Origin of the sequence: Avibacterium sp. 21-595, assembly GCF_023611905.1 — a bacterium.
Taxonomy (GTDB): domain Bacteria; phylum Pseudomonadota; class Gammaproteobacteria; order Enterobacterales; family Pasteurellaceae; genus Avibacterium.
Map to the genome: position 1 here is coordinate 275,609 of NZ_CP091455.1, position 26,130 is coordinate 301,738.

Genomic DNA, 26,130 nt, shown 5'->3' on the forward strand with positions numbered 1-26,130 from the left:
AGCGATGAGTTATCTCATCGCTCTTTAATCATTTACACATCATAAGTGGTTGATGCGGTATTACCACCACGTCCTGTCCAGTTAGTATGGAAAAATTCACCACGTGCTTTATCTTTACGTTCATAAGTATGTGCGCCGAAGTAATCACGTTGTGCTTGAAGTAGGTTGGCTGGTAAATTTGCTGAAGTGTAGCCATCTAAGAAGGTGATCGCACTTGCCATACACGGCATTGGAATACCCACCTCAATGGATTTTGCCACCACTTTACGCCAATCACTTAAGGCATTTTCTAGGATGTTTTTAAAGTATGGATCTGATCCTAAGAAAATTAAATCTGGGTTTGCTTCATAAGCATCACGGATATTTCCTAAGAAACGGCTACGAATGATACAGCCTTCACGCCATAATAATGCGGTTGCACCATAGTTAATATTCCAGCCGAAGTTTTCAGAGGCTTCGCGGATTAACATAAAGCCTTGTGCATAAGAGATAATTTTTGAGGCAAGTAACGCTTTACGCACCGCTTCAATCCAAATCTGTTTATCTCCTTCCACAGGCTGAATGGTTTTGTTAAACAATTTGGAAGCGGCAATACGTTGATCTTTAAAGGAAGAAACGCAGCGTGCAAACACAGATTCTGTAATCAAGGTGAGTGGAATACCGAAATCAAGAGCGTTAATTCCTGTCCATTTACCCGTTCCTTTTTGTCCCGCGGTATCCAGAATTTTTTCAACTAATGGCTCACCATCACTATCTTTATAGCCAAGAATATCGGTGGTGATGTCGATCAGGTAGCTATCTAGTTCTGTTTTTTTCCATTCAGCAAAAATCTGTTGCATTTCTTCATAGCTTAAGCCTAAGCCATCTTTTAAGAATTGGTAAGCTTCACAAATTAATTGCATATCACCGTATTCAATGCCGTTATGTACCATTTTGACGAAATGTCCAGCGCCTTCTTGCCCAACCCAATCACAGCAAGGTTCGCCTTTATCTGTTTTGGCGGAAATCGCTTGCAAAATAGGTTTTACATAAGGCCAAGCTTCAGCATTACCACCGGGCATAATAGATGGCCCGTGGCGCGCACCTTCTTCACCGCCAGAGACACCAGCACCGACAAAACGAATGCCTTTTTCTGCTAATTCTTTCACGCGGCGGTTAGTGTCTGGGTAGTTTGAGTTTCCCCCGTCAATAATGATGTCGCCTTCTTCTAAGTGAGGTAGTAAGGCATTGATAAATTGATCAACCACTTCACCTGCACGTACCATTAACATCACTTTGCGCGGTTTTTCTAATTTGCTCGCCAAATCTTCTAGCGAGTAAGCGCCAATAATATTTGTGCCTTTTGCCGCGCCTTCTAAAAATTCGTCCACTTTTGAGGTAGTACGGTTATACGCCACCACTTTAAAGCCGTGGTCATTCATATTTAAAATTAAGTTTTGTCCCATTACCGCTAAACCGATAACGCCGATATCGCCTTTTTGACTCATAACTTTCTCCTGTTTCGTTATAATCAGTTGCTGCCTTTATGAAAGGCTAGGTTGATGAAATCTGTTGTTGAATAACCACAGATTTCTGCAAAATAATCTGCTGAAATTCTGATGATGTTGCTGCCCAATCCACAAGATCCACTTGCCAAGGTAAATCGCTTTCTGAAAAAGCGTTTTCTACTTTACACAGCGTTCTTAAGGAAAGGGGCTGTGTTGTCATTACCACTAAATCGAGATCTGAAAAGGGATGTGCTGTGCCTTTTACCCTTGAGCCAAAGGCACGCACTTCATACTCGCTCAAGTAAGTGCGGAGTATTTTTTCTACAATTTCAAGATGTTGGGGTTGAATATCAATCATCATTATTACGCTGCTGTAATTGGTTGAGCAAGTTCTTGGCGGAAGCTAAAAAACCGATCATTTGTTCATAAACTTGTTGCGCCTTATTTTGATCGTAAGTATGCGAGGTGATGTTGCGCATTTTGCGATAGAGCAACCAATCTTCCACTTGCTCAATTAAGCCTGCTTTTGCACTCAAACGCAAAATATCACGGAAATCTGCACTGTCAATTTCATCGGGGGCTTCTGCAATCAGTTTTAATTGGCGTTTCATCATTTTGATGCTTAACTCATAAACGAATTCAAATTTTTGAATGCAACCAGCGATAAGGGTATCTTGCACAATATTTTCTTGTGCTGTAAACCATTGCTTATCCGCCAATTTGGCTAAGGTCATTTCAAGTGAATTAAACGCCTTTTCTAAGGCTGAGAGATCCAGTTGCTCCATTTATTTTCCCAATAAAAATTTGCTAAAAAATCACCGCACTTTTATTTTATTACAACAACTTTGCTGCCTCTTTATCCAAATACCACTCCGTTACGCCATTTTTCGCCTTGATTTTCGCGGCGGGGTAAGGCAGATTTTCGGCTGGCGTGCTTTGAATTTCTTTTAAAATTTCCGCTTTAGCTCCCCCTGTTACCAAATAGGTAATGCGTTTGGCTTGCTCAAGCAATTTGGCGGTTTTGGAAATTCGCACTTGCCCTGTTTCTGGATGTTTGGCAATCACTGCTAAACTCTCGTCATCAAAATTGGTTTGATGTGGGAATAATGAAGCGGTATGCCCGTCTGCCCCCATACCCAAAATAATCCAATCAAACTCGCCGTTTGGCACGACTTCTGCAAGTTCATTTTGGAAGCGTGAGAGTTCCTGCTCCACAGGGGCTTCACCACGAATGCGGTGAATATTTTCTGCTGGAATCGCAATATGATCGAACAATAATTTTTGCACTTCGCCATAATTGCTTTCAGGATCAGAAGGCGCAACCATACGATCATCGCCCCACCAAAAATGCAAGTTTTGCCATTGGATAGCTTGGTTATACGGTGCTGTTGCCAAGGTTTTGAACAAAAGTTTTGGCGTGCTGCCACCTGAAAGAGAAATATGCACAGGGCGTCCTGCAAGACTATATTGCTTTAATTCTTCAGCAATTTTTTCTACCGCACATTGCGCATTATCAAAAATAACGGTGTTCATTGTGTTCTCCCATTTCCTCTCAATCATTGAGGGAAAGATATTATACTTTTTTCTTCATCAGCCCACTTGGTTTACGCCAAACTCGTCCTGTGCGTGCAATCAGTTTATCGGCTTCCTTTGGCCCCCAAGTGCCGGCTTCATAGTCATAAATACGTCCACGAGCGGCTTTGTAATCTAAAATAGGTTGCACAAATTTCCAACAGGCGTGTACGGCATCAGTACGCGCAAACAAGGTGGCATCGCCTTTCATTGCGTCCAGTAATAAACGATCATAAGCACTTAATAAGCTTGGTTGAGCAAGATCCGCATAGCGGAAATCCATTGAGACTTCTTTTGCTTCAAAACCTGCGCCCGGCTTTTTCAAACCAAAACGCATTGAAATACCTTCATCAGGCTGAATACGAATAATCAGTTTATTTTCAGGGGCATTTTGGCTAAATACTGGGTGTGGCGTCGTTTTAAAATGAATAACCACTTCAGTTACGCGGGTTGGTAAGCGTTTTCCTGTACGGATATAAAACGGCACGCCAGCCCAACGCCAGTTATCAATTTCACAACGTAATGCCATATAAGTTTCAGTATTAGAATCCGGTGGTACGCCTTTTTCTTCAAGGTAGCCCTTAACCTCTTTACCGTCAATAACGCCACGAGTATATTGCCCTAGCACGAGATTATTTTTCACATCTTCTTCACTTAATGGGTGTAGGCAATGCAATACTTTTGCCACTTCATCACGCATTGAATCCGCGTTAATAATGGCGGGCGGTTCCATTGCAACCATCGCAAGCACTTGTAATAGGTGATTTTGGAACATATCACGCATTGCGCCAGAGCCATCGTAATATCCTCCACGTTCTTCTACACCAAGCTGTTCAGCCCCAGTAATTTCAATATAATCAATGAAATTACGGTTCCATAACGGCTCAAATAGACCATTAGAAAAACGTAATACTAATAAGTTTTGAACGGTTTCTTTGCCAAGATAATGGTCGATACGATAGATTTGATGTTCTTCAAAAAAGCGATGAATTTGAATATCAAGTGTTTTGGCAGTTTTAATATCATAGCCAAAGGGTTTTTCCACAATTAAACGCTTCCAGCCATAGTCTTCGGTATTTAACCCGTGTGCCGCAAGACATTCAGGAATCACGCCGTACAGGCTTGGTGGTGTGGACATATAATAAAGTGTGTTGCCTTCAGTGTGATATTTTTCGTGCAATTCGGTTAAGCGAGGCACGAGTTTGGCGTAATCTTTGGCATCAGAGGTATTGATTGTTTGGTAATACAGATGGCTGCAAAATTGCTCAAGTATTTCGCCTTCCGCTTTTTCTGTCTTGATTAAGGCTTGACGCATTTTTGTGCGGAATTGCTCATCCGTCATTTCTGTTCTTGCTACGCCTAGCACGGAGAAATCTTCCGCTAAACGCCCGAGTTTGTATAAGTTGTAAAGTGCAGGGATTAATTTACGGTGCGTTAAATCACCTGATGCCCCAAAAATCACGATACAGTTTTTTTCTGCGTTGTGGTTTGTCATATGATTGCTATCCATTTTTAAAAGAGTGGTAATAATATGCGCAAACTCGGCAAATTACCAATAGTTCTCATTAATTAAATTGAAAGATGTTGTGCCAGTTTAATTGTGCGTCTGCCACCATAACAAAATCAGGGTTTACTAAGCTTTCACGCTGATTGTAAGTGAGTGGCTGGAAATGGCGATCAAAAATTTTACCGCCCATTTCAGCTAAAATAATTTCAGCTGCTGCGGTATCCCATTCCCCTGTTTCGCCTAATCGAATATAACAATCTGCCGCCCCTTCTGCAACTTTTACGCTTTTTATGCCACTTGAGCCAATAATCTCAAAATGGTAATTAAAATTTGGTTGCAAAATTGACCGCACTTTCTTTTTCGCAGAATGCGATCCCACAACAATACGAATGGGCTGTGATAAATTAACCGGTTGTCTGTTAAGTGCGGTGGTTTTTTGAGTTGTTTTTTTATAGGCGCCTAAGCCCTGTGCGGCGTAATAGGTTTGTTTGGTTTGCGGGCAATGAATCACACCTAGCACAGGGCGATGATGATGTACCAAGGCAATTAATACTGAAAAATGCCCTGTGCGATTGATAAATTGTTGCGTGCCATCTAAGGGATCAACAAGCCAATAGGTTTGCCATTGCTGTCTTTCGTGAAAAGGGATTTTACAATATTCTTCTGATAAGACGGGATAAGCAGGGGTAAGGGCGCGAAGCTTTTCCATTAAAAATTGACTGACAAAAAGATCTGCTTCTGTAACTGGGGTATTATCCGCTTTTATGTATGAAGTAAGATTTTTGTTGTAAAACCGATTGAGGTGATGGCCCGCTTGTTCTGCGATCATTAGTACCGATTGTAATAAAGAAGAATCAAATAACAAAACCGCCTCCCAAAAGATGAACCAGATCCAGATAATGAAATGAGTATAGCAAAGGGGATAAAAAGAAAAAAGGGCAAGTATTATCTTGCCCTTAATTAACAAATAGAGATAAATTGAAACAGATTATCGCTTATCCTTTTTTCGCCCGAAGTACACGTAATGCATAAATCACGATACCCGCGATAAAGACCGCGAAACCAAGCCATTCTGCTGTGCTATCCCAGTTTTCCAGCGAAAGTGCTAATGGTGCATCTGAGCCACCAGAAGTCACGGAGGCAGCAATAATGAAGGCAAGGATAACGCCAATTAAACTTTCCCCAACGATTAAGCCTGCGGCAAATAGCGTACCGTAGCGATCGGCTTTTTTCTTCACTTCTTCCACATTTTTACCATTACGATGGGCATAAGCGGTTAAATGGCGATTAATAAACCAAGCTAGTACCGCACCAATGACAATTGGCATATTTACAACAGGTGGTAAATAAATCCCCATTCCCACGGCAAGTGCAGGTAACGCAAAACGATTATGGCTTGCTTTTTTCAATAGAAGATCAAGCATAATGAGGACTAAACCTAATCCAATCCCCATAAAGATATAAGACCATTCTAAATTGCTAGAAAAAATACCTGTTGCAATGGTAGTCATTAAGGTTGCTTGTGGCGCTGAAAGTGCTTGAGAAGGATCCATATCAGCGCGTGGTAATGCTCCCGTAAAGCCATAAGCGTGATAAAGAATTTCTAATACTGGGGCAATAACTAATGCACCAACAACACAACCGATAATCAGTGCGACTTGCTGACGCCAAGGTGTGGCTTCAACTAATAGCCCTGTTTTTAAATCTTGTAAGTTGTCATTTGAGATTGCCGCTGTGGTAACCACAATAGAACCAGAAAAAATAGTCAGTGCAGTTAAAAATTTCATTCCTTCTGCGCTTTCAATAAGCCCTGTGAATTTACCTAATGCGAGTAAGGTTAAGGAAATAAGTACCACAGAAATGATTCCAATTCCTGAAATTGGGCTAGATGATGATCCGACAAGACCAGCCATATATCCACAGGCTGCGGCAACGAAGAAACCAATAAATACTGCTAATAGCGTACATACAATAACAAATAAGAAGGCATACTCAGTCGCAATCGGCGCTTCTGCGATAAAATGGTGTAATGCAACCATAATTAATGCAACAGATGTAATTGTGATATAGATCATTGATTTAGGTGATAAATCTAACTGAGTACGTTCACTACTTTGCGCTGATGGATCTTTTAATGCTCGGAAAGATTGTGCCATTCCTTGGATCATAGGCTTCATTAAGACAAGTAAGGTCCAAATCGCCGCAATACCAATGGTACCTACACCAATAAAACGCACTTTACTTTTCCAAATACCCATTGCATAGCTAATCATCTCGCCATCAACAGGCATTGATGATGCGCTAGTGAAATAGGGAACAGCAATTCCCCAAGTGAGAAAAATACCGATTAAAATTGCAATACCACCGACAATACCGACTAAATAACCTGCGCCTAATAAAGCGAAAGAAAACCCCATCGGTACTTGGAAAACCGCATTACCACCTTTAAACCATAAACTTGCCCCATCAGCAATAATGCGCAAGCCATTTGTTGCAAAACTGACTATTGCAGCAATGATGCCTCCAGTCGCAATTTCTTTGATACCTGTATCATTTTCTCCTTCTTGGTGATTTCCTGCTTTAAGAATTTCAGCCGCAGCAACCCCTTCAGGATAAGGTAAATCACTTTTAGCCACCATCACTTGACGCAACGGGACAGTGAAAATCACCCCTAAAATTCCCCCTGATGCACAAATTAAAAGGGTTTGCCAGAATGGAAAATCTTGCCAATATCCCATCATTAATAAGCCTGGAATAACGAAAATCACCGAAGAGAGTGTACCTGCGGCAGAGGCTTGGGTTTGCACCATATTATTTTCTAGAATAGTTGACCCAGAAAACATTTTTAATACTGCCATAGAGATTACAGCGGCAGGAATGGATGAAGCAAAAGTTAGCCCCACCTTTAAGCCTAAATAGACATTTGATGCGGTGAAAATCACCGTAATTAACGCACCTAAGAACATTCCTCGGAAGGTAAGTTCTTTTAAACTTGGCGCTGAGTGATACGAAGTTTGCATATTTCTCCCCAATTTTTGTAATAAAAACATCTCATTCTATATCAATTTTATCTAATAAGATCAATTTTTTGTTTTCATCTTCCGTTATGGCATAAAATACAATAAAAAATGACCGCACTTGATTAGGAGAAATAGATGGCAAAACAAAACGTGCGTAATGTGGATAAAAATGATGAGGTTCGTCTAGATAAATGGCTTTGGGCAGCTCGATTTTATAAGACGCGTACCATCGCCAAAGAAATGATCGATGGCGGTAAAGTCCATTACAATAATCAGCGTACTAAACCGAATAAAACCGTCGAAGTGGGCGCATTGATCAAATTACGTCAAGGCAATGAAGAAAAAGAAGTGCAAGTGTTAGCCCTTTCCACCCAGCGACGTGGTGCGCCAGAAGCACAATTGTTATATCAAGAAACCGCACAGAGTGTTGAAAAACGGGAAAAATGGGCCATTGCACGCAAAAATAATGCCCTTTCTATGCCAAACCCTGAACGCCGACCAAATAAAAAAGAGCGACGAGATTTACTTAAGTTTAAATATCAAGAGTAGCCTTGTTATTTGTAGAATGATCCCAATATAAAGGCAAATTGCCAAGTTAATGAACTCATTGATCTAATCTGTACTTGGCGTTATTTAAGTATTATTGAGGACAATATGACATATCAAGCTGACAACGACAAACTTTATCGTTATTTATTTAAACATCGAGCGGTACGTGGTGAATGGGTGCGGTTAAATCAAAGTTTTAAAGAGACCTTAAATACCCACCATTATCCAAAAGTGGTGCAAAACTTACTGGGTGAAATGATGGTGGCAACCAGTTTACTCACCGCCACATTAAAATTTAATGGCAGTATTACCGTACAAATTCAAGGTGATGGACCACTTTCTTTAGCCTTAGTAAATGGTTCGGATGATCAAAAAATCCGTGCATTAGCCCGTTTACAAGGTGAAGTACGTGATGAGATGACACTAAGTGAAATGATTGGTAAAGGGGTGTTAGTCATCACTATTACGCCTACTGAAGGGGAACGTTATCAAGGTGTGATTAGCTTAGATAAACCGACGATTACGGAATGTTTAGAAGATTATTTTGTACGTTCTGAACAGTTACAAACGCAGTTAATTATTCGTACGGGCGAATTGAATGGCGACCCCGTGGCAGCAGGAATGTTGTTGCAAGTAATGCCTGACGGCGTGGGCGAAGAAGGGGATTTTGAGCATCTTGCTACGCTGACTGCGACAGTAAAAGATGAGGAAATCTTTGGATTAAGTGCCGAAGAGCTACTTTACCGTTTATATCACGAAGAAACCGTAGAAATTTATCCCGCACAAAATGTGGAATTTTTCTGTGGCTGCACCCAAGAGCGTTCAGGAAGTGCATTGCTTTTACTACCAGAAAATGAAATTGATGAAATTCTTGCAGAGCATAATGGTAGCATTGATATGCAATGTGAATGTTGCGGCACGCATTATTTCTTTAATAAAGAAGCGATTGAGAAATTGCGAGAGTAACCCTCATAAACAATAACAAAGAAAGCACGGACTGGGTTCGTGCTTTTTTATTTCTCATATTTTTCAATTTATTTTTTTGATTAAGGTCATAAAAATTAACTATTTTGAGTGAGTAAGCTGTTTTTTTCTGATTTTGCGATCTACCTAACATTTTTTTTCATCTTCTTTGCATAAAATAGCCCACACTTTCCTTTTAATTTTAAATATTAACTTTTAATTGAGGTGTATTATGACAGATGTAACTAAATTAGTTGAAGAACTTGGTGAGTTAGGCATTTATGATGTAAAAGAAGTCGTTTATAACCCAAGCTATGAACAATTATTCAAGGAAGAAACCAAAGAAGGCCTAGAGGGATTTGAAAAAGGTACGGTAACAAAATCAGGGGCTGTCGCTGTAGATACGGGGATTTTTACTGGACGTTCGCCAAAAGATAAATATATTGTTTTAGATGAAAAAACCAAAGATACAGTATGGTGGACAAGTGATGCAGCGAAAAACGATAACAAACCAATGAATCAAGCCACTTGGCAAAGTTTAAAAGAATTAGTCACAAAACAACTTTCTAGCAAACGTCTGTTTGTCGTGGATGCGTTCTGTGGGGCAAATCCAGATACCCGTTTAGCGGTGCGTATTATTACTGAAGTTGCGTGGCAAGCCCACTTTGTAACGAATATGTTTATTCGCCCATCTGCTGCTGAATTAGCGAACTTTAAACCAGATTTTGTGGTAATGAATGGGTCTAAAGTGACTAATCCAAATTGGAAAGAACAAGGCTTAAATTCTGAAAACTTTGTGGCGTTTAATATTACAGAAGGCATTCAACTAATTGGTGGAACTTGGTACGGCGGTGAAATGAAAAAAGGAATGTTCTCAATGATGAATTATTTCCTTCCGCTTAAAGGTATCGCTTCAATGCACTGTTCTGCCAACGTCGGCAAAGAAGGTGATGTGGCAATTTTCTTCGGTTTATCTGGTACAGGGAAAACCACGCTTTCAACCGATCCAAAACGCCAATTGATCGGTGATGATGAACACGGTTGGGACGATGATGGCGTATTTAACTATGAAGGTGGTTGCTATGCTAAAACCATCAAATTATCGGAAGAAAGTGAGCCAGATATTTATCGTGCAATTAAGCGTGATGCTTTGTTAGAAAATGTGGTGGTGAGAGCAGATGGCTCCGTGGATTATGATGACGGATCAAAAACAGAAAACACCCGTGTTTCTTACCCAATCTATCACATTGAGAACATTGTAAAACCCGTTTCTAAAGCGGGTCATGCGAAAAAAGTGATTTTCTTAACCGCTGATGCTTTCGGGGTGTTACCACCAGTAGCAAAATTGACACCAGAGCAAACCAAATACTACTTCTTATCTGGTTTTACAGCGAAATTAGCGGGGACAGAACGTGGTATTACCGAACCAACTCCAACGTTCTCTGCGTGTTTTGGGGCGGCATTCTTATCACTTCACCCAACACAATATGCAGAAGTGTTAGTAAAACGTATGGAAGCTGCGGGGGCGGAAGCATATCTTGTAAACACAGGCTGGAATGGCACAGGTAAACGTATCTCTATTAAAGATACTCGTGGCATTATTGATGCGATTTTAGATGGTGCTATTGATAATGCGGAAATGTCTGAATTACCAATCTTTAACTTAGCCATTCCAAACGCATTACCGGGTGTCGATCCGGCCATTTTAGATCCGCGTGATACTTATGCAGATAAAGCACAATGGCAAGCAAAAGCCGAAGATTTAGCAAACCGTTTTGTGAAAAACTTTGAAAAATATGCAACAAACGAAGAAGGGAAAGCATTGATCGCAGCAGGGCCAAAAGCCTAATTACATAACAAAAATTTGCTAAAATTTACACCGCACTGATGATTTTGGAGAAAAATCAAAGTGCGGTGTTTTTTTGTGGATTTTTAATCATTCATCTAGCTATCTAGCAGTCTTAATGTCTAGATTGTGATCTCAGCAATTTTTCATTAGAATAAACACAATTTTTGTGGAGATTTAAGGTGTCATTATGGTGAATTGGGATGGTAAATATATTAGTCCTTATGCAGAACACGGCAAAAAAAGTGAACAGGTAAAGAAGATTACGGTGTCTATTCCAATTAAAGTGTTGGAAATTTTGACTAATGAGCGGACAAGACGTCAGCTGAAAAATTTACGTCACGCGACAAATAGTGAATTGTTATGTGAGGCATTTTTGCACGCATTTACAGGGCAGCCGTTACCAACCGATGACGATTTGTTAAAAGAGCGCCACGATGAGATACCTGAGCAGGCGAAAAAAATGATGCGTGAGTTAGGCTTGAAGCCTGAAGAATGGGAATACTAAATTTCAGATTTTACTGAGAAATAGGTTGCAATTCCTATTTGAGCTAAGTATAATCCACACGCTTTCTTAGAAAGCCCTTTGATGTAATCATTTATTAAAGGCGTGTTACAGATTTTGTAATACATAAAATGTCCCCGATTGGGGGACTATAATATTAGGTTACTGCACTTCCCTTTCAATGAAGTTTATGAAAGGTGACGGTGTCAGTTTTATTTTAGCTAAAAATTATTGGAGCTCTGGTCTAATGCAGAACCAAAGAATCCGTATCCGCTTAAAAGCATTTGATCATCGTTTAATTGATCAATCTACAGCGGAGATCGTAGAAACAGCTAAACGTACTGGCGCACAAGTTCGTGGTCCAATTCCTTTACCAACGCGTAAAGAACGTTTTACCGTGTTGATTTCTCCACACGTTAATAAAGACGCACGTGACCAATACGAAATTCGTACTCACAAACGTTTAGTAGATATCGTAGAACCAACAGAAAAAACTGTTGATGCATTAATGCGTTTAGATTTGGCTGCCGGCGTTGACGTGCAGATCAGCCTAGGTTAATTAAGAGGTTATGACAATGATTGGTTTAGTCGGTCGTAAAGTTGGTATGACTCGTATCTTCAATGAAGATGGCGTTTCTGTACCTGTTACTGTTATCGAAATCCAAGCAAACCGTGTAACTCAAGTTAAAACTCTTGAAAACGATGGCTATACTGCAATTCAAGTTACTACTGGTTCTAAAAAAGCGAGCCGTGTAACTAAGCCTGAAGCAGGCCATTTCGTGAAAGCAGGTGTTGAAGCTGGTCGCGGTTTATGGGAATTTCGTACAACTGAAGGTGAAGAATTCACTTTAGGTCAAGAAATTAATGTTGACATCTTCGCAGATGTTAAGAAAGTTGATGTTACTGGTACATCTAAAGGTAAAGGTTTCCAAGGTGGTGTTAAACGTTGGAATTTCCGTACTCAAGATGCGAGCCATGGTAACTCTTTATCACATCGTGTGCTTGGTTCTATTGGTCAAAACCAAACTCCAGGTCGTGTGTTTAAAGGCAAAAAAATGGCTGGACACTTAGGTGCTGAGCGTGTAACCGTTCAATCACTTGAAGTTGTTCGTGTTGATGCTGAGCGTAATTTATTATTAGTTAAAGGTTCTGTACCTGGTGCAACTAATAGTGATGTTATCGTAAAACCAGCAGTTAAAGCATAAGTCTAGGAGATAGAGATGGAATTACAAGTTGTAGGTGCAAACGCACTAACTGTTTCTGAAACTACCTTCGGACGTGAGTTTAATGAAGCATTGATCCACCAAGTAGTTGTTGCTTATGCAGCAGGTGCTCGTCAAGGTTCACGTGCGCAAAAAACTCGTGCTGAAGTGTCTGGTTCAGGTAAAAAACCTTGGCGTCAAAAAGGTACTGGTCGCGCTCGTGCTGGTGATATTAAATCGCCAATTTGGCGTTCTGGTGGTGTAACTTTTGCAGCGAAACCACAAGATCACAGCCAAAAAGTGAACAAAAAAATGTACCGTGGTGCAATCAAAAGCATTCTATCTGAGCTTGTTCGTCAAGATCGTTTAGTTGTAGTTGAAAAATTCGAAATTGATGCGCCAAAAACAAAAGCCTTAGTTCAAAAATTAAAAGATATGGCGTTAACTGACGCGCTTATCATCACTGCAAGTTTAGATGAGAATTTATTCTTAGCTGCACGTAACTTATATAAAGTTGATGTACGTGATGTGCAAGGTATTGATCCAGTCAGTTTAATCGCTTTTGATAAAGTGGTTGTAACTGTTGATGCAGTGAAACAAATTGAGGAGATGTTAGCATGATTCAACAAGAACGTTTGCTAAAAGTGTTAAAAGCACCTCACGTCTCTGAGAAAGCAACAAATAACGCTGAGAAGTCAAACACCATCGTTTTCAAAGTCGCTTTAGATGCCAACAAAGCAGAAATTGCAAAAGCTGTTGCTGAATTATTTGAAGTGAAAGTAGATTCTGTTCGTACTGTTGTCGTTAAAGGTAAAACTAAACGTCGTGGTACTAAGATGGGACATCGCAGTGACTGGAAAAAAGCTTATGTAACTCTTCAAGAAGGTCAATCACTTGACTTCGTTGAAGGTGCAGAGTAATTACGGAGGAGAAAGAAATAAATGGCTATCGTAAAATGTAAGCCGACCTCCGCTGGTCGTCGTCACGTTGTTAAAATCGTAAACCCTGAATTACATAAAGGGAAACCTTACGCACCATTATTAGATAGCAAATCTAAAACAGGTGGGCGTAATAATTTAGGACGTATTACTACTCGCCATATCGGTGGTGGTCATAAACAACATTACCGTTTAATCGATTTCAAACGTAACAAGTTAGATATCCCAGCGGTTGTTGAGCGTCTTGAATATGATCCAAATCGCAGCGCAAATATCGCTTTAGTGCTTTATAAAGATGGTGAACGCCGTTATATCTTAGCACCTAAAGGTTTAAGCGCAGGCGATCAAATCCAAGCAGGTGTAAACGCTCCAATTAAAGTTGGTAACTCATTACCAATGCGTAATATCCCTGTTGGTTCAACTGTACATAACGTTGAATTAAAACCAGGTAAAGGCGGACAACTTGCACGTTCTGCTGGTGCTTATGTACAAATTATTGCGCGTGAAGGTAACTATGTTACTTTACGTCTTCGCTCAGGTGAAATGCGTAAAGTATTAGCTGAATGTTCTGCAACCATTGGTGAAGTGGGTAATTCAGAGCATATGCTTCGCGTTCTTGGTAAAGCTGGTGCTAACCGCTGGAGAGGCGTTCGCCCAACAGTTCGTGGTACAGCAATGAACCCTGTTGATCACCCACACGGTGGTGGTGAAGGTCGTAACTTCGGTAAACACCCAGTTACTCCTTGGGGCGTTCAAACCAAAGGTAAGAAAACTCGCCATAACAAACGTACTGATAAATATATCGTACGTCGTCGTGGTAAATAATATTAATTAAATAAGAGGATTAGCCATGCCACGTTCTCTCAAGAAGGGTCCTTTCCTTGACCTACACTTGTTGAAGAAGGTAGAGAAGGCGGTGGAAAGCGGGGATAAAAAGCCAATTAAAACTTGGTCCCGTCGTTCAATGATCATTCCATCAATGATCGGATTGACCATCGCAGTCCATAATGGTCGTCAGCACGTTCCAGTTTATGTATCGGACGAAATGATTGGTCATAAACTCGGTGAATTTGCACCGACTCGTACTTACCGCGGACACGCTGCGGATAAGAAAGCTAAGAAGTAAGGGGTAAAAGATGGAAACTATCGCAAAACATCGTTACGCTCGCACTTCAGCGCAAAAAGCTCGTTTAGTTGCGGATTTAATCCGTGGTAAAAAAGTAGGTCAAGCATTAGAAATTTTAACTTTCACTAACAAAAAAGCAGCATCGCTTGTTAAGAAAGTGCTTGAGTCTGCAATTGCTAATGCAGAGCATAATGACGGTGCAGATATCGATGATCTAAAAGTGACTAAGATTTTCGTAGACGAAGGTCCTAGTATGAAACGTGTTATGCCACGTGCTAAAGGTCGTGCAGATCGTATTTTAAAACGTACAAGCCACATTACTGTGGTTGTGTCAGATCGTTAATTTAGTAGAGGAATAGCAATGGGTCAAAAAGTCCATCCAAATGGTATTCGCCTAGGTATTGTTAAGCCTTGGAGCTCTACTTGGTTTGCGAATACACAAGACTTCGCGTCTAACTTAGACGGCGATTTCAAAGTGCGTCAATTCTTAAATAAAGAATTAGCGAATGCTTCCGTTTCACGCATCACTATTGAGCGTCCAGCGAAAAGTATTCGTGTAACAATTCACACAGCTCGCCCAGGTATCGTAATTGGTAAAAAAGGCGAAGATGTTGAAAAATTACGTAACGCTGTTGCAGCTATCGCAGGTGTTCCAGCTCAAATCAACATCGCTGAAGTGAAAAAACCTGAATTAGATGCGAAATTAGTTGCAGATAGCATCGCTTCTCAACTTGAACGTCGAGTAATGTTCCGTCGTGCAATGAAACGTGCGGTACAAAATGCAATGCGTTTAGGTGCCAAAGGTATCAAAGTTGAAGTTAGCGGTCGTTTAGGTGGTGCAGAGATTGCTCGTTCAGAGTGGTATCGTGAAGGTCGTGTGCCATTACATACACTACGTGCGGACATCGATTATAACACTGCTGAAGCACACACTACATACGGCGTAATCGGCGTTAAAGTGTGGATCTTCAAAGGTGAAATTCTTGGTGGAATGGCTGCAATTGCACAACAACCAGAACAACAACCTACCACGCCTAAAAAGCCACGTGGTAAAGGTCGTAAGTAAGGAGAATTGCTAAATGTTGCAACCAAAACGTACAAAATTCCGTAAAGTCCAAAAAGGTCGTAACCGTGGAATTGCAGGTGGTACAGAAGTTAGCTTCGGTACCTTCGGTTTGAAAGCAGTTGGCCGTGGTCGTTTAACAGCTCGCCAAATTGAGGCAGCACGTCGTGCGATGACTCGTGCGATTAAACGTCAAGGTAAAATCTGGATCCGTGTTTTTCCAGATAAACCAATTACTGAAAAACCATTAGAAGTCCGTATGGGTAAAGGTAAAGGTAACGTTGAATACTGGGTAGCTTTAATCCAGCCGGGTAAAGTACTTTATGAAATGGATGGTGTGTCTGAAGAGCTAGCAAGAAATGCATTTGCACTTGCAGCGGCTAAATTGCCAATTAAGACCACATTCGTAACTAAAACGGTGATGTAATGAAAGCTCAAGAACTACGTACAAAAACTGTTGAAGAGCTGAATGCTGAATTGGTTAACTTGTTAGGTGAGCAATTCAAATTGCGTATGCAAGCAGCCACCGGTCAGCTTCAACAAACCCATCAGTTAAAACAAGTGCGTCGCAGTATTGCACAAGTGAAAACTGTATTAACCGAGAAGGCGGGTGAGTAATGACTGATAAAATTCGTACTGTGCAAGGTCGTGTAATTAGCGACAAAATGGATAAATCATTCACAGTTGCAATTGAACGCAAAGTGAAACACCCTCTTTATGGTAAATTTATCCGTCGTACAACTAAATTACATGTGCACGATGAAAATAACGAAGCAAAATTAGGTGATGTTGTTGAAATTAAGGAATGTCGTCCTCTTTCAAAAACTAAATCACATACTTTGGTTCGCGTTGTTGAAAAAGCAGTAATCTAATTTATTAGTTATCGCTTTAAATAAAATAATAGCCAATGGTAAATACCATTGGCTTTTTTGTTGATAAAAATAATAAAAATTTTGACCGCTCTTTGGTCAGGGAGAATTCAAAAATCTAGCAAGTGGCTAGATTAGTAATTATACCTCATTTTCTTGCTCTGCTTTTGCGATAAGCTCTCTGTTTTGATTTAGTTTTCTTAAATAGGCTATCTCAAAAACAGCAGGTATAGTAACTCGGTAAGCTGGGCCAGCAATGTCAGCTGCAGTCCATAATGCAGTGATTGTCCAGCCAATTGGCCCAGTTAGAATTGAGGCTGTTCGTACTAATAAGGCATTTCCACCTAAGGATAATCCTCGACCAATTAATGCTTTTAACACCGCATTTACGATGATTAAGGTTAATTTATAAGACTTGAAACCGCCAGCTCTAAACATTGCAATGAATGTTGTGGTAAGAATTTGAGTTGTTGGTTTATTCTCTGAAATGCCCAATTCTTTAAGTAGTTTCTGGCGTTCTTCCAATGACATTTCCTCAAAGGCATCAGTTAATACTTTCATTAATAGATTTTCTTCAATTTGTTGTACGGAAGAATATTTGTTGTAGTTGACTTTCATTTTATCGCACACATCGCAAAGTAATTCTTTATAAGGCACACCTCGACTGCCACGGAATAGATTTATAAAGGTATTTCCTCCAAATCGCTGAATTTCTGCGGCGATGTCTTCCCAATATTTTGAGTGTTGTGGATAATAACGTTTATAATCATTATTATGAGTAAGTTCCTCTGTAAAGCGCTTTTTTCCGTCTTTATCATGAGTTAAAAGATAAACAAGTTGATCTAATTCTTCAGATGAACAATCACTGAGAAACTCTAAATCGGGATCGTAACGATATGCCATAATAAATTTCCTTATAGTTGGTTAAAAAGTATTTATAGTCTAATTTTATGGGTTATACTTAACCAGCGACGAAAAGTTAGACTTAGCTACCCAAAATCATCAGTTACCTACCGAAAAGAGGCAATATGAAAGCAAAAGATATAGTTAGACAGAAAATTCGTGATATACGAGAAGATAAAAAAATTACCCAAGCGACAATGGCTGAGTTATTGCATATGTCAGAAGGTGGTTATGCTAAAATAGAAAGAGGAGAAACTGATCTTAAGATTGATAGGCTGGCGAATATCGCTCAAATTCTAGGGGTAGAAATGGTCGATTTAATTCCGTTTGGTGACGGACCGATTATTTTTAACCATTCTCATGATAATTCTACCAATTCTAGCCATTTTAATCTTGCACTGGGTGAGCCCGCTCTACAAAATGAGATTACTCATTTAAATCATATTATTGAAATGAAAAATGAAATTTTAGCCAGCCGAGAGCGTGAAATTGAGGGGCTAAAAACGCAAATTGTAGCCCTTGAGAAACTGATCACGGCTTTAGAGAAAGACGCCCATTAAGCGTAGTTTATTTTTTATTTCAGACGATGTATTAATTTTATGAAAAAACTCCTCGTCCTCCACACAGGAGGCACAATTTCAATGCACGCGGATAGCAGTGGAAAAGTGACACCAAATAGCCGTAATCCTATGACCAAAGTCGGTTTGGATTTACATAATATTGAATTGGAATCGGTGGATTTTCTTAACTTACCCAGCCCACATATTCGCCTTGAACATATGCTTGCACTAAGCCAGAAAATTAAGCAAGAGGCACGAAATTATGATGGTGTGGTGATTACACACGGGACGGATACACTGGAAGAAACGGCTTATTTTCTTGATACAATGCAACTTCCTAAAATACCTATCGTCATTACGGGGGCAATGCGTTCAAATAACGAGTTAGGCAGTGATGGCATTTATAATTACCTTTCTGCATTGCGCGTGGCAGTTTTTGAGAAAAGCGCAGATAAAGGCGTGTTAGTTGTTATGAATGATGAAATTCACGCGGCGAAATATGTAACCAAAACCCACACCACTAATGTTTCCACCTTTCAAACACCCACTCACGGTCCTTTGGGGGTGATTATGAAAAAAGATATTCTCTTTTTCAAAACCGCCGAGCCTCGCGTGCGTTTTGATTTAGAAACAGTGAGTGGAAATGTGCAAGTCATCAAAACTTATGCGGGAATGGATAGCTGGCTGTTTGAGCAATTAGATTTGCAACAATTGGACGGCTTAGTGATTGAAGCATTAGGGGCAGGAAATATTCCACCGCAAGCTGCGAAAGGATTACAGCGATTGCTAGCACATAATATTCCTGTTGCGTTAGTTTCTCGTTGTTTTAACGGTATTGCTGAGTCGGTTTATGGTTATGATGGCGGTGGGGCAAGTTTGCAGGAACAGGGCGTAATGTTTGTGAAAGAACTGAATGCTCCGAAAGCTCGCTTAAAATTACTCATCGCGCTGAATGCAGGATTACAAGGCGAGGCACTAAAAAGCTATATGGAAGGATAAAGAAAAAAGTTTAACATTTGCACCGCACTTTATTGTGGTGAGACGCATTGTAAGAAACCGCTAAAAGCGGTGGAATGTTTTGCGTTTGTCCCATTACAAGCATTAAAAGTGCGGTGAGATTTTTGGTAGAATTTTCATATATAGCAAAAGCCCCAGTGAGTTGGGGCTTTGTCTTATTGAGAGGAGATTAGAACTTCGCCAATAACATCGCTTCTAATTTTTCTTGGTCAATGGCAAATTTACGGATACCTTCAGCCAGTTTTTCGACGGCCATTGGATCGCTGTTATGTTGCCAGTAGAACTCGCTTTCTGTAAGTGGTTGTGGCTTAGCTTTCACTTCACCTTTATATTCTAGTTTGCGAGCAAGTGCGGTGTTATTTTCTTGCAATTCTTTTAATAAAGCAGGAGCAATGGTTAAGCGATCGCAACCGGCAAGTTCAGTAATTTCGCCTACGTTACGGAAACTTGCACCCATTACTACGGTCTGGTAGCCGTGTTGTTTGTAATAGTTGTAAATTTTAGTTACTGAAATCACACCGGGATCTTCTGCTGGTGCATATTCTTTTTTATCGCTGTTGGCTTTGTACCAGTCAAGAATACGACCGACGAATGGTGAAATTAAGTATACCCCCGCTTCAGCACAAGCACGAGCTTGGGCTTCTGAGAATAAGAGGGTTAAGTTACAGTTAATGCCTTCTTTTTCAAGAATTTCTGCTGCACGGATACCCTGCCAAGTGGAGGCAATTTTAATTAAAATACGATCATTGGAAACCCCAGCTTCATTATAAAGTGCGATTAATTTACGTGCTTTTTCAACAGTGGCTTGGGTATTGTAAGAAAGACGTGCATCCACTTCGGTAGAAATGCGTCCGGGTACGATTTTAAGAATTTCTAAACCGATATTTACCGCTAATTTATCTTCTGCATCAATAAGTTGCTGTGCTTTGTCAGCACTTTTGCTTTTGCCATAGGCTATGGCTTCGTCAATTAATGGCGCATATTGAGGCAATGCGGAGGCACTTAAAATGAGTGATGGGTTCGTGGTGGCATCTTGTGGTTGGTAGGTTTTAATGGCTTCGATATCTCCTGTATCTGCCACAACTACGGTCATTTCGCGTAATGCGTCTAATTGTGTTGTCATATTTACCTCTAATTTGATTGTTGGTTAAGTTGGAATACAATATCACATCTTATTGATGAGCATATAGCTATTTTAGCTCTAGTATTAATAGGTAGATTCTAAATTAAATTCAATGAATGAGGAAAAGAAAATCTGTGATCCTGATCACAATATAAGGAATGAATGATGAAAACACGTTGCAGTTGGGCCGAAGGCTCGTTTATTTATCAAGATTATCACGATAATGAATGGGGCAAGCCAGAATATGATAGTCTGAAATTATTTGAGAAAATTTGTTTAGAAGGACAGCAAGCAGGGCTTTCATGGATTACCGTTTTGAAAAAACGAGAGCCGTATCGTCAGGCATTTTTTCACTTTAATCCTGAAAAGATTGCGCAAATGACGGCACAAGATATTGATGAGAGAATGCAAAATGCCGGGCTTATTCGTCATCGTGCGAAATTAGAGGCAATTGTAAAGAATGCAAAAGCCTATTTAGCCATGCAAAAGTGCGGTGAAAATTTTAGCGATTTTATTTGGGCCTTTGTTAATCACCAGCCACAAATAAATGATGTCCCTGATTTATCCGCAGTGCCAGCGAAGACAGCGGTTTCAAAACAGCTTTCAAAGGCTTTAAAAAAACGTGGTTTTGTCTTTGTTGGAGAAACCACTTGTTATGCTTTTATGCAATCTATGGGGCTAGTAAATGATCATCTGAATAGCTGTTTTTGTAAGTATAAATAAAATGCTTTTTTCATCATTTTTCTTTATAATCGGCTTAATTTCACACCTTAAAAAATGGGTTATTAATGAAAAAAAATTACTACACGATGCTTTCTTTCTCAATTTTGACCGCACTTTATGGTGTACCAAGTTGGGCAAGTTTACAGCAGCAATGCTTAGCTGGCGTACCACAGTTTCAAGGTGAGGTGGTGCAGGGCGATCCAAACCAATTGCCTGTTTATATCGAGGCAGATCGCGCAGAATTAAATCAGCCTGTTAGTGCGCGTTATGAGGGTGATGTTGAGATTAAACAGGGTAATCGCCATTTAACTACCCAAATTGCAGAAATTGTTCAACGTGGCGAAGGGGCTAATGTACAGCGTTTTGCTTATGCTAAGAAGGGGTTTGATTATAAAGATAATCTTATCAATTTGTCAGGGCATTCTGCCAAGATAAACTTGAATAATAAAGATGCGGATGTAGAGAGCGCAGATTACCAATTTGTTGGGCGTCAAGGGCGAGGTAATGCACAACACGTTGAGCTACGTAATGATTATCGCTTACTTAAAAATGCGACTTTTACGTCTTGTTTGCCTGATGATAATAGTTGGTCGATTGAAGCAAGTGAAATGCGTCAGCATATCCAAGAAGAATACGCCGAAATGTGGCACGCACGCTTTAAAGTACATGGCGTGCCGATTTTCTATACCCCTTATTTGCAACTCCCTATCGGCGATCGCCGTCGTTCTGGTTTGTTAATTCCAAATGTGGGAATGTCTAGCCGTGATGGTTATTCGTATGCACAGCCAATTTATTGGAACATTGCCCCCAATTTTGATATGACCGTAACACCAAAATATATGTCAAAACGAGGCTGGCAATTTAACGGTGAAACACGTTATCTCACGCAAATTGGTGAGGGACTAATTGCAGGAGAATATTTAGCACGTGATCGCTATGATGATTACCAAGGCGACAACCGCTCTCGTCATTTATTCCACTGGCGACATAGTTCCAGTTTCTTAGAAAATTGGCGTTTAAATGTGGATTACACAAGGGTAAGCGATAAACGTTATTTCTCTGATTTTGATTCTGCTTATGGGCGCAGTACAGATGGTTATGCCGATCAAAATTTCCGTATTGCTTACTATCAGCCGAACTACAATTTCGCTTTATCGGCGAAACAGTTCCAAGTGTTTGACGATGTGGATATCGGACCTTATCGTGTTTTTCCACAATTAGATTTTAATTATTATCGCGATGGGCTTGCTAACGGCTTAATGGATTTCCGCGTATTCTCACAAATTTCGCGTTTTGAGAATGACAGTGCCTTAATGCCGAAAGCTTGGCGTTATCATCTTGAACCAAGCCTTAATATTCCGCTTACAAACCGTTACGGCAGTGTGAATATTGAAACAAAACTTTACGCTACTCACTATAATCAAACAAAAGGAAAAGGGCAAAATGCGGAAGAGATTGAACGCTCGGTAACCCGTGTCTTGCCACAAGTGAAGGTTGATTTTCAAACCTTATTTGCAAGCAAAGAAACCTTGTTTGATGGCTATACACAAACGATTGAACCACATATTCAATATCTTTATCGCCCTTATAAGGACCAAAGCAATATCGGTTCAAAATTAAATAGCCAATATCTTGGTTTTGGTTATGATTCCGCATTATTGCAACAAGATTATTTTTCCTTGTTCCGTGATCGCCGTTATAGTGGATTAGATCGCATTGCCTCAGCGAATCAGTTTACCCTCGGGGGAACAACGCGTTTTTATGATAAAGAAGGGAATGAGCGTTTTAATCTCTCTTTAGGGCAAATTTATTACCTCAGTGATTCAAGGATTGATAATAACCCAAACAATAGTAGTGATCGTTCCACTTCCTCTTGGTCATTAGAAACCAATTGGCGAATTAATAAACAATGGAACTGGCGTGCAAGTTATCAATATGATACGAGCTTACATCAAACTTCTTTGGCAAATACCGTATTAGAATTTAATCCAAGTGGTAATAACCTCGTTCAATTAAGTTATCGCTATGCCAGCCAGCAATATATTGACCAAAATCTCACTGGTGCAAATGCGTATAATCAAGACATTAAACAGCTTGGTTTAGTGGCCGCGTGGGAAATTGCGGACAAATGGGCAGTGGTTGGGCATTATTACCAAGATCTAGCCTTGAAAAAGCCTGTTGAGCAATATCTCGGGGTAAAATACAACACCTGCTGTTGGTCGGTGGGAGTAGGGGCGCGCCGTTATGTAACAAGCAAAGAAGGACAAACGTCAAACGAAGTGCTTTACGATCATAGTTTTGGGGTAAATTTTGAGTTACGTGGCTTAGGCACCACCGATCACCGTAGCGGCATTGAAAAAATGCTAAAAGCAGGAAAATTACCTTATATTCAATCATTTAGCTTATATTAAAGTAATCATAAGAAAGTAAAAAATAGATTGTTTTAGCTGCATCTTAAAAGTTGGAATCAACAAGCAATTTATTAAGGTGCAGACTTTTTGTATTACGTAATAAAACTTAGCAGTTCAAATAATCTGTTATTTAACGCGGAATATCCCTATTTTATATTTTGGAATAGGTTGTTTAGATGTTATAAGCTAATGGTTTTAGGTTCTTGAGAAGTGTTAGTAAATGGTTTATTACTCAAACCTAAAATGGTGGGTAACGGAATTTAAGTTCCTAAGAATGTGAGAGTTACATAGAAACTGTCAAGATTTGTTTTTAAGGAGCAATAGCAGTCGTCATTGATTTTTTTTTGTATTTAGGATGGGTAATGGGAAAATGTAAAGAAAATAAATGAAAAAGCACTGGTGTAATCCAGTGCTTTTTATGTTGTTTGGCTTTAGAACGCTACCGCACTTTTAAGTTTTTTCAGTGCATTGGTTTCAAGCTGGCGAACACGTTCAGCGGAAATATTATATTTCGCAGCTAAATCTTGTAGCGTTGCTTTATTTTCATCTAACCAACGTGCTTTGATAATATCTTGGCTACGTTCATCTAAACCTTCAAGCGCTGCGGCAACCTGATCTGCAGCTTGAGTTTCGTAATTTTCATTTTCTAATTCTGCGGCAAAATTTGAGTTTCTGTCCTCAAGATAAAGCGCTGGAGCATAACTTTCATCATCGTCATCATTAGAAAGATCAAAGCCAACGTCTGCTCCTGTCATACGGCTTTCCATTTCAATGACATCTTGTTTTGATACGCCTAGTTCCTCGGCCACCATATCCACTTCATTATCATTGAACCAACCTAAGCGTTGTTTAGTTTTGCGTAGGTTAAAGAATAATTTACGTTGTGCTTTCGTCGTTGCCACTTTGACGATACGCCAGTTACGTAGTACATATTCGTGAATTTCTGCTTTAATCCAATGTACAGCAAAGGAAACAAGGCGAACGCCCACTTCAGGGTTAAAGCGTTTTACCGCTTTCATTAAGCCAATGTTACCTTCTTGAATTAAATCAGCTTGTGGCAATCCATAACCAGAATAACCACGCGCAACGTGGATCACAAAGCGAAGATGAGACAAAATCAATTTTTTGGCTGCCTCAAGATCCTCTTTATAATACAAACGTTCCGCTAATTCCTTTTCTTCCTCTGCAGTTAGCATAGGATATTCGTTTGCAGCACGGATATAGCCTTCTAAGCTGCCTTGAGGAACTAACATTAGAGCTTGTGTATCTTTGTTCATCATATTCCTTCTTATTTTATGCCCAATTTGGGTTTATTTATAACATAATTTATTATAAGGTCAATCGATTATAACGATTAATTTATCCTTTTCTTGTAAATTTAGACTATTGTGAGATCAGAAAGTTCATTTCTTTTGATTAAATTTTTACGCAATAAAATAAATCTAATTTAGTCAATTGCAAAGCTAGGGAATTTGCTTTGTTATGACTAATCTAAGTGTTGCCACAATGAGAAATCCGATGCACAAGCTGGCAACGATGAACATCGTTAAACCTAAATGTTGTAGGGCAAGGCTGAGGTTCTCTCCTTTGCCGTAAAGACGAATGCCTACTCCAGCCATTGAGGCTAAGCCAAATGAAAATGCCCAATAAGTGAGACGGAATTGTTTGCCGATCCAAGGTAGTAGGCGAATTAAAAATAATAATTGTAGCAAGCCGTATCCGATCAAACTTTTCACTATCCAATCAATATGACCGCCATTTAAGGCAAGATAGGCTGAACAGCAAACAAAAGCAGGCGCAAGTTGGATACCAATCGTTGGGCGAATTGCTGTTGGCAATTCAGTTAAATTGCGTAAACGTTGTTGCACGGCGGGTTCAAGAATAATCCACGCAATCACTCCTGCACCGAAAAATAACATTCCTAATTCTGAATAACCTAATAAGCCTAATGCCGTTGCACTGACGAAATTTGCTGCGACGGTTGGCAAATATAGCACAGGGGTCGTGGCATCTTGTGGATGAATACCACGCCATAATCCACCGTAACGGTAGGTAGAAAATGCAAGTTGTGCCACAATGCCAAGCCCAACTAAATATTGTGCCAATCCTTTACTATAAGGTGATAATCCCATCGCGATTAATAAAAGTGTAATTGGGATCAGGCTGACGAAACAGCCTAAAATTGGGTGATGCAATTCTGCTTTAGCTTGGATGGGATAGCGTATCCATTTATACACATAAATCGAAAATAGTATCCCCCAAAGCAAGGCTGCAAAGCCGATCAAGGTTTCTGCGATAAGCGTTGGCACAGCCAACACATTAGCACTATAACGCCACGCTAAACCGAGTGCAGAAATGCCCAATACAATACTGAAATAGTTTACCCCAATAGGAAAAGGCTTGGCTTGCGACATTATTTTCCCTCTGCTATTGCAGGTACAAGGCGGTATTCTTTTCCTTCTGTTATCACAGCAAACAATAAATCAATATTGGGGTGTTTACCGGGGAATTGTTTCGCATCCGCTGTATGTTCAGCGAAAAGTTGCAAACCTTTCTCTGCACAAGTGCGGTCTAATTTTCCGTTAAATTCTTGCGCAAGGGCATTATACACGCGCAATGAGCCAAGTTTGCCAGCAATGGCAGGAATGTGATGAAGTGGTGTTTCACCGTCAAATACGCTTAAGCCCGAAAGGTGATCGATAGTAGGTAAGGTTTCTAAAATTGTTTTGAAATCCATTTTGTTTCC

At 40.0% G+C, this 26,130-nt stretch carries 31 protein-coding genes; 19 read left to right on the plus strand and 12 right to left on the minus strand.

Going from position 1 to position 26,130, the window contains the following annotated elements:
• Positions 1–32: 32 nt before the first annotated feature.
• The 7 genes from gnd to L4F92_RS01240 form a co-directional block, all read right to left on the minus strand.
• On the minus strand, positions 33–1,487 hold the full coding sequence (gnd, locus tag L4F92_RS01210; RefSeq protein ID WP_250351390.1) for a decarboxylating NADP(+)-dependent phosphogluconate dehydrogenase: 1,455 nt from the start codon (positions 1,485–1,487) through the stop codon (positions 33–35).
• A 46-nt stretch (positions 1,488–1,533) separates the two neighbouring features.
• Positions 1,534–1,845, minus strand: a complete 312-nt coding sequence (locus L4F92_RS01215; protein WP_250351628.1) for a nucleotidyltransferase family protein — start codon at positions 1,843–1,845, stop codon at positions 1,534–1,536.
• Positions 1,838–2,272 carry a nucleotidyltransferase substrate binding protein gene (locus L4F92_RS01220; protein WP_250363916.1) on the minus strand — a complete coding sequence of 145 codons (435 nt, stop codon included), beginning with the start codon at positions 2,270–2,272 and terminating at the stop codon, positions 1,838–1,840. The genes L4F92_RS01215 and L4F92_RS01220 overlap by 8 nt, the downstream gene beginning before the upstream one ends.
• Positions 2,273–2,321: 49 nt before the next feature.
• The gene (gene pgl, locus L4F92_RS01225) at positions 2,322–3,020 is read right to left on the minus strand and encodes a 6-phosphogluconolactonase (protein ID WP_250351392.1); all 699 of its coding nucleotides are present in this window, start codon (positions 3,018–3,020) and stop codon (positions 2,322–2,324) included.
• A gap of 40 nt (positions 3,021–3,060) precedes the next feature.
• The gene (gene zwf, locus L4F92_RS01230) at positions 3,061–4,554 is read right to left on the minus strand and encodes a glucose-6-phosphate dehydrogenase (RefSeq protein WP_250351393.1); all 1,494 of its coding nucleotides are present in this window, start codon (positions 4,552–4,554) and stop codon (positions 3,061–3,063) included.
• A 70-nt stretch (positions 4,555–4,624) separates the two neighbouring features.
• Entirely contained in the window at positions 4,625–5,431 is an 807-nt protein-coding gene (cysQ, locus tag L4F92_RS01235; RefSeq protein ID WP_265748355.1) for a 3'(2'),5'-bisphosphate nucleotidase CysQ, read from the minus strand.
• 130 nt (positions 5,432–5,561) lie between these two features.
• Positions 5,562–7,586, minus strand: a complete 2,025-nt coding sequence (locus L4F92_RS01240) for an OPT family oligopeptide transporter (RefSeq protein ID WP_250351394.1) — start codon at positions 7,584–7,586, stop codon at positions 5,562–5,564.
• Between the two features lie 135 nt (positions 7,587–7,721).
• Between L4F92_RS01240 and hslR the strand changes: the two genes are divergently transcribed.
• The 15 genes from hslR to rpsQ all read left to right on the plus strand — a co-directional run bounded on the left by hslR (position 7,722) and on the right by rpsQ (position 16,650).
• Complete coding sequence (gene hslR / locus L4F92_RS01245) at positions 7,722–8,135, plus strand: ribosome-associated heat shock protein Hsp15 (protein ID WP_250363917.1); 414 nt, start codon at positions 7,722–7,724, stop codon at positions 8,133–8,135.
• 105 nt (positions 8,136–8,240) lie between these two features.
• Complete coding sequence (hslO, locus tag L4F92_RS01250; RefSeq protein ID WP_250363918.1) at positions 8,241–9,101, plus strand: Hsp33 family molecular chaperone HslO; 861 nt, start codon at positions 8,241–8,243, stop codon at positions 9,099–9,101.
• Between the two features lie 229 nt (positions 9,102–9,330).
• On the plus strand, positions 9,331–10,947 hold the full coding sequence (gene pckA / locus L4F92_RS01255; protein WP_250363919.1) for a phosphoenolpyruvate carboxykinase (ATP): 1,617 nt from the start codon (positions 9,331–9,333) through the stop codon (positions 10,945–10,947).
• Between the two features lie 187 nt (positions 10,948–11,134).
• Entirely contained in the window at positions 11,135–11,452 is a 318-nt protein-coding gene (gene metJ / locus L4F92_RS01260) for a met regulon transcriptional regulator MetJ (RefSeq protein WP_250351398.1), read from the plus strand.
• 244 nt (positions 11,453–11,696) lie between these two features.
• On the plus strand, positions 11,697–12,008 hold the full coding sequence (gene rpsJ, locus L4F92_RS01265; protein WP_001181005.1) for a 30S ribosomal protein S10: 312 nt from the start codon (positions 11,697–11,699) through the stop codon (positions 12,006–12,008).
• A gap of 16 nt (positions 12,009–12,024) precedes the next feature.
• Complete coding sequence (gene rplC / locus L4F92_RS01270; RefSeq protein WP_035687403.1) at positions 12,025–12,654, plus strand: 50S ribosomal protein L3; 630 nt, start codon at positions 12,025–12,027, stop codon at positions 12,652–12,654.
• A gap of 15 nt (positions 12,655–12,669) precedes the next feature.
• Entirely contained in the window at positions 12,670–13,272 is a 603-nt protein-coding gene (gene rplD / locus L4F92_RS01275) for a 50S ribosomal protein L4 (RefSeq protein WP_250351399.1), read from the plus strand.
• On the plus strand, positions 13,269–13,571 hold the full coding sequence (rplW, locus tag L4F92_RS01280) for a 50S ribosomal protein L23 (protein ID WP_035687397.1): 303 nt from the start codon (positions 13,269–13,271) through the stop codon (positions 13,569–13,571). The genes rplD and rplW overlap by 4 nt, the downstream gene beginning before the upstream one ends.
• Positions 13,572–13,592: 21 nt before the next feature.
• Complete coding sequence (rplB, locus tag L4F92_RS01285) at positions 13,593–14,414, plus strand: 50S ribosomal protein L2 (RefSeq protein ID WP_103853556.1); 822 nt, start codon at positions 13,593–13,595, stop codon at positions 14,412–14,414.
• A 25-nt stretch (positions 14,415–14,439) separates the two neighbouring features.
• Positions 14,440–14,715 carry a 30S ribosomal protein S19 gene (rpsS, locus tag L4F92_RS01290; RefSeq protein ID WP_005539416.1) on the plus strand — a complete coding sequence of 92 codons (276 nt, stop codon included), beginning with the start codon at positions 14,440–14,442 and terminating at the stop codon, positions 14,713–14,715.
• A 10-nt stretch (positions 14,716–14,725) separates the two neighbouring features.
• Positions 14,726–15,058, plus strand: a complete 333-nt coding sequence (gene rplV, locus L4F92_RS01295; protein ID WP_250351400.1) for a 50S ribosomal protein L22 — start codon at positions 14,726–14,728, stop codon at positions 15,056–15,058.
• Positions 15,059–15,076: 18 nt separating this feature from the next.
• Positions 15,077–15,781 carry a 30S ribosomal protein S3 gene (gene rpsC / locus L4F92_RS01300; protein ID WP_250351401.1) on the plus strand — a complete coding sequence of 235 codons (705 nt, stop codon included), beginning with the start codon at positions 15,077–15,079 and terminating at the stop codon, positions 15,779–15,781.
• A gap of 13 nt (positions 15,782–15,794) precedes the next feature.
• Complete coding sequence (gene rplP, locus L4F92_RS01305; RefSeq protein WP_103853558.1) at positions 15,795–16,205, plus strand: 50S ribosomal protein L16; 411 nt, start codon at positions 15,795–15,797, stop codon at positions 16,203–16,205.
• The gene (gene rpmC / locus L4F92_RS01310) at positions 16,205–16,396 is read left to right on the plus strand and encodes a 50S ribosomal protein L29 (RefSeq protein WP_017805230.1); all 192 of its coding nucleotides are present in this window, start codon (positions 16,205–16,207) and stop codon (positions 16,394–16,396) included. The genes rplP and rpmC overlap by 1 nt, the downstream gene beginning before the upstream one ends.
• Entirely contained in the window at positions 16,396–16,650 is a 255-nt protein-coding gene (gene rpsQ, locus L4F92_RS01315) for a 30S ribosomal protein S17 (RefSeq protein WP_250351402.1), read from the plus strand. Before rpmC ends, rpsQ begins: the two co-directional genes overlap by 1 nt.
• Before the next feature lie 138 nt (positions 16,651–16,788).
• On the opposite strand, the gene L4F92_RS01320 is transcribed toward rpsQ, so the two are convergent.
• The gene (locus L4F92_RS01320) at positions 16,789–17,550 is read right to left on the minus strand and encodes a DUF3944 domain-containing protein (protein ID WP_250363920.1); all 762 of its coding nucleotides are present in this window, start codon (positions 17,548–17,550) and stop codon (positions 16,789–16,791) included.
• A 125-nt stretch (positions 17,551–17,675) separates the two neighbouring features.
• Between L4F92_RS01320 and L4F92_RS01325 the strand changes: the two genes are divergently transcribed.
• Positions 17,676–18,110, plus strand: coding sequence for a helix-turn-helix domain-containing protein (locus tag L4F92_RS01325; protein ID WP_250363921.1), 435 nt, complete (start codon positions 17,676–17,678; stop codon positions 18,108–18,110).
• Positions 18,111–18,149: 39 nt separating this feature from the next.
• Positions 18,150–19,109 carry an asparaginase gene (locus tag L4F92_RS01330; protein ID WP_250363922.1) on the plus strand — a complete coding sequence of 320 codons (960 nt, stop codon included), beginning with the start codon at positions 18,150–18,152 and terminating at the stop codon, positions 19,107–19,109.
• A gap of 187 nt (positions 19,110–19,296) precedes the next feature.
• On the opposite strand, the gene tal is transcribed toward L4F92_RS01330, so the two are convergent.
• Complete coding sequence (tal, locus tag L4F92_RS01335) at positions 19,297–20,250, minus strand: transaldolase (RefSeq protein ID WP_250351404.1); 954 nt, start codon at positions 20,248–20,250, stop codon at positions 19,297–19,299.
• A gap of 165 nt (positions 20,251–20,415) precedes the next feature.
• Between tal and L4F92_RS01340 the strand changes: the two genes are divergently transcribed.
• The gene (locus L4F92_RS01340) at positions 20,416–20,973 is read left to right on the plus strand and encodes a DNA-3-methyladenine glycosylase I (RefSeq protein ID WP_250364523.1); all 558 of its coding nucleotides are present in this window, start codon (positions 20,416–20,418) and stop codon (positions 20,971–20,973) included.
• Positions 20,974–21,038: 65 nt separating this feature from the next.
• A complete protein-coding gene (lptD, locus tag L4F92_RS01345; RefSeq protein ID WP_250363923.1) occupies positions 21,039–23,384 on the plus strand; it encodes an LPS assembly protein LptD in 2,346 nt (781 codons plus the stop codon).
• A gap of 431 nt (positions 23,385–23,815) precedes the next feature.
• Here lptD and rpoH read toward each other — a convergent pair whose 3' ends face one another.
• From rpoH to L4F92_RS01360, 3 genes are all read right to left on the minus strand, one after another.
• A complete protein-coding gene (gene rpoH / locus L4F92_RS01350; RefSeq protein WP_250364524.1) occupies positions 23,816–24,661 on the minus strand; it encodes an RNA polymerase sigma factor RpoH in 846 nt (281 codons plus the stop codon).
• A 186-nt stretch (positions 24,662–24,847) separates the two neighbouring features.
• Positions 24,848–25,798 (minus strand): dicarboxylate transporter/tellurite-resistance protein TehA, encoded by a 951-nt coding sequence (gene tehA / locus L4F92_RS01355; protein ID WP_250363924.1) that lies wholly within the window; start codon positions 25,796–25,798, stop codon positions 24,848–24,850.
• Positions 25,798–26,121 carry a DUF2322 family protein gene (locus L4F92_RS01360; RefSeq protein WP_250363925.1) on the minus strand — a complete coding sequence of 108 codons (324 nt, stop codon included), beginning with the start codon at positions 26,119–26,121 and terminating at the stop codon, positions 25,798–25,800. The genes tehA and L4F92_RS01360 overlap by 1 nt, the downstream gene beginning before the upstream one ends.
• Positions 26,122–26,130 lie beyond the last annotated feature (9 nt).

Coding starts and splice junctions, on each gene's coding strand:
- tehA (WP_250363924.1), bottom strand. CDS start 25,798: ATGTCGCAAGCCAAGCCTTTTCCTATTGGGGTAAACTATTTCAGTATT.
- tal (WP_250351404.1), bottom strand. CDS start 20,250: ATGACAACACAATTAGACGCATTACGCGAAATGACCGTAGTTGTGGCA.
- hslR (WP_250363917.1), top strand. CDS start 7,722: ATGGCAAAACAAAACGTGCGTAATGTGGATAAAAATGATGAGGTTCGT.
- L4F92_RS01360 (WP_250363925.1), bottom strand. CDS start 26,121: ATGGATTTCAAAACAATTTTAGAAACCTTACCTACTATCGATCACCTT.
- rpmC (WP_017805230.1), top strand. CDS start 16,205: ATGAAAGCTCAAGAACTACGTACAAAAACTGTTGAAGAGCTGAATGCT.
- rplV (WP_250351400.1), top strand. CDS start 14,726: ATGGAAACTATCGCAAAACATCGTTACGCTCGCACTTCAGCGCAAAAA.
- rpsQ (WP_250351402.1), top strand. CDS start 16,396: ATGACTGATAAAATTCGTACTGTGCAAGGTCGTGTAATTAGCGACAAA.
- zwf (WP_250351393.1), bottom strand. CDS start 4,554: ATGACAAACCACAACGCAGAAAAAAACTGTATCGTGATTTTTGGGGCA.
- rplC (WP_035687403.1), top strand. CDS start 12,025: ATGATTGGTTTAGTCGGTCGTAAAGTTGGTATGACTCGTATCTTCAAT.
- rpsC (WP_250351401.1), top strand. CDS start 15,077: ATGGGTCAAAAAGTCCATCCAAATGGTATTCGCCTAGGTATTGTTAAG.
- lptD (WP_250363923.1), top strand. CDS start 21,039: ATGAAAAAAAATTACTACACGATGCTTTCTTTCTCAATTTTGACCGCA.
- L4F92_RS01340 (WP_250364523.1), top strand. CDS start 20,416: ATGAAAACACGTTGCAGTTGGGCCGAAGGCTCGTTTATTTATCAAGAT.
- metJ (WP_250351398.1), top strand. CDS start 11,135: ATGGTGAATTGGGATGGTAAATATATTAGTCCTTATGCAGAACACGGC.
- hslO (WP_250363918.1), top strand. CDS start 8,241: ATGACATATCAAGCTGACAACGACAAACTTTATCGTTATTTATTTAAA.
- pgl (WP_250351392.1), bottom strand. CDS start 3,020: ATGAACACCGTTATTTTTGATAATGCGCAATGTGCGGTAGAAAAAATT.
- rplP (WP_103853558.1), top strand. CDS start 15,795: ATGTTGCAACCAAAACGTACAAAATTCCGTAAAGTCCAAAAAGGTCGT.
- gnd (WP_250351390.1), bottom strand. CDS start 1,487: ATGAGTCAAAAAGGCGATATCGGCGTTATCGGTTTAGCGGTAATGGGA.
- rplB (WP_103853556.1), top strand. CDS start 13,593: ATGGCTATCGTAAAATGTAAGCCGACCTCCGCTGGTCGTCGTCACGTT.
- L4F92_RS01320 (WP_250363920.1), bottom strand. CDS start 17,550: ATGGCATATCGTTACGATCCCGATTTAGAGTTTCTCAGTGATTGTTCA.
- rpsS (WP_005539416.1), top strand. CDS start 14,440: ATGCCACGTTCTCTCAAGAAGGGTCCTTTCCTTGACCTACACTTGTTG.
- L4F92_RS01330 (WP_250363922.1), top strand. CDS start 18,150: ATGAAAAAACTCCTCGTCCTCCACACAGGAGGCACAATTTCAATGCAC.
- L4F92_RS01220 (WP_250363916.1), bottom strand. CDS start 2,272: ATGGAGCAACTGGATCTCTCAGCCTTAGAAAAGGCGTTTAATTCACTT.
- L4F92_RS01325 (WP_250363921.1), top strand. CDS start 17,676: ATGAAAGCAAAAGATATAGTTAGACAGAAAATTCGTGATATACGAGAA.
- rpsJ (WP_001181005.1), top strand. CDS start 11,697: ATGCAGAACCAAAGAATCCGTATCCGCTTAAAAGCATTTGATCATCGT.
- rpoH (WP_250364524.1), bottom strand. CDS start 24,661: ATGAACAAAGATACACAAGCTCTAATGTTAGTTCCTCAAGGCAGCTTA.
- pckA (WP_250363919.1), top strand. CDS start 9,331: ATGACAGATGTAACTAAATTAGTTGAAGAACTTGGTGAGTTAGGCATT.
- L4F92_RS01215 (WP_250351628.1), bottom strand. CDS start 1,845: ATGATTGATATTCAACCCCAACATCTTGAAATTGTAGAAAAAATACTC.
- L4F92_RS01240 (WP_250351394.1), bottom strand. CDS start 7,586: ATGCAAACTTCGTATCACTCAGCGCCAAGTTTAAAAGAACTTACCTTC.
- rplD (WP_250351399.1), top strand. CDS start 12,670: ATGGAATTACAAGTTGTAGGTGCAAACGCACTAACTGTTTCTGAAACT.
- rplW (WP_035687397.1), top strand. CDS start 13,269: ATGATTCAACAAGAACGTTTGCTAAAAGTGTTAAAAGCACCTCACGTC.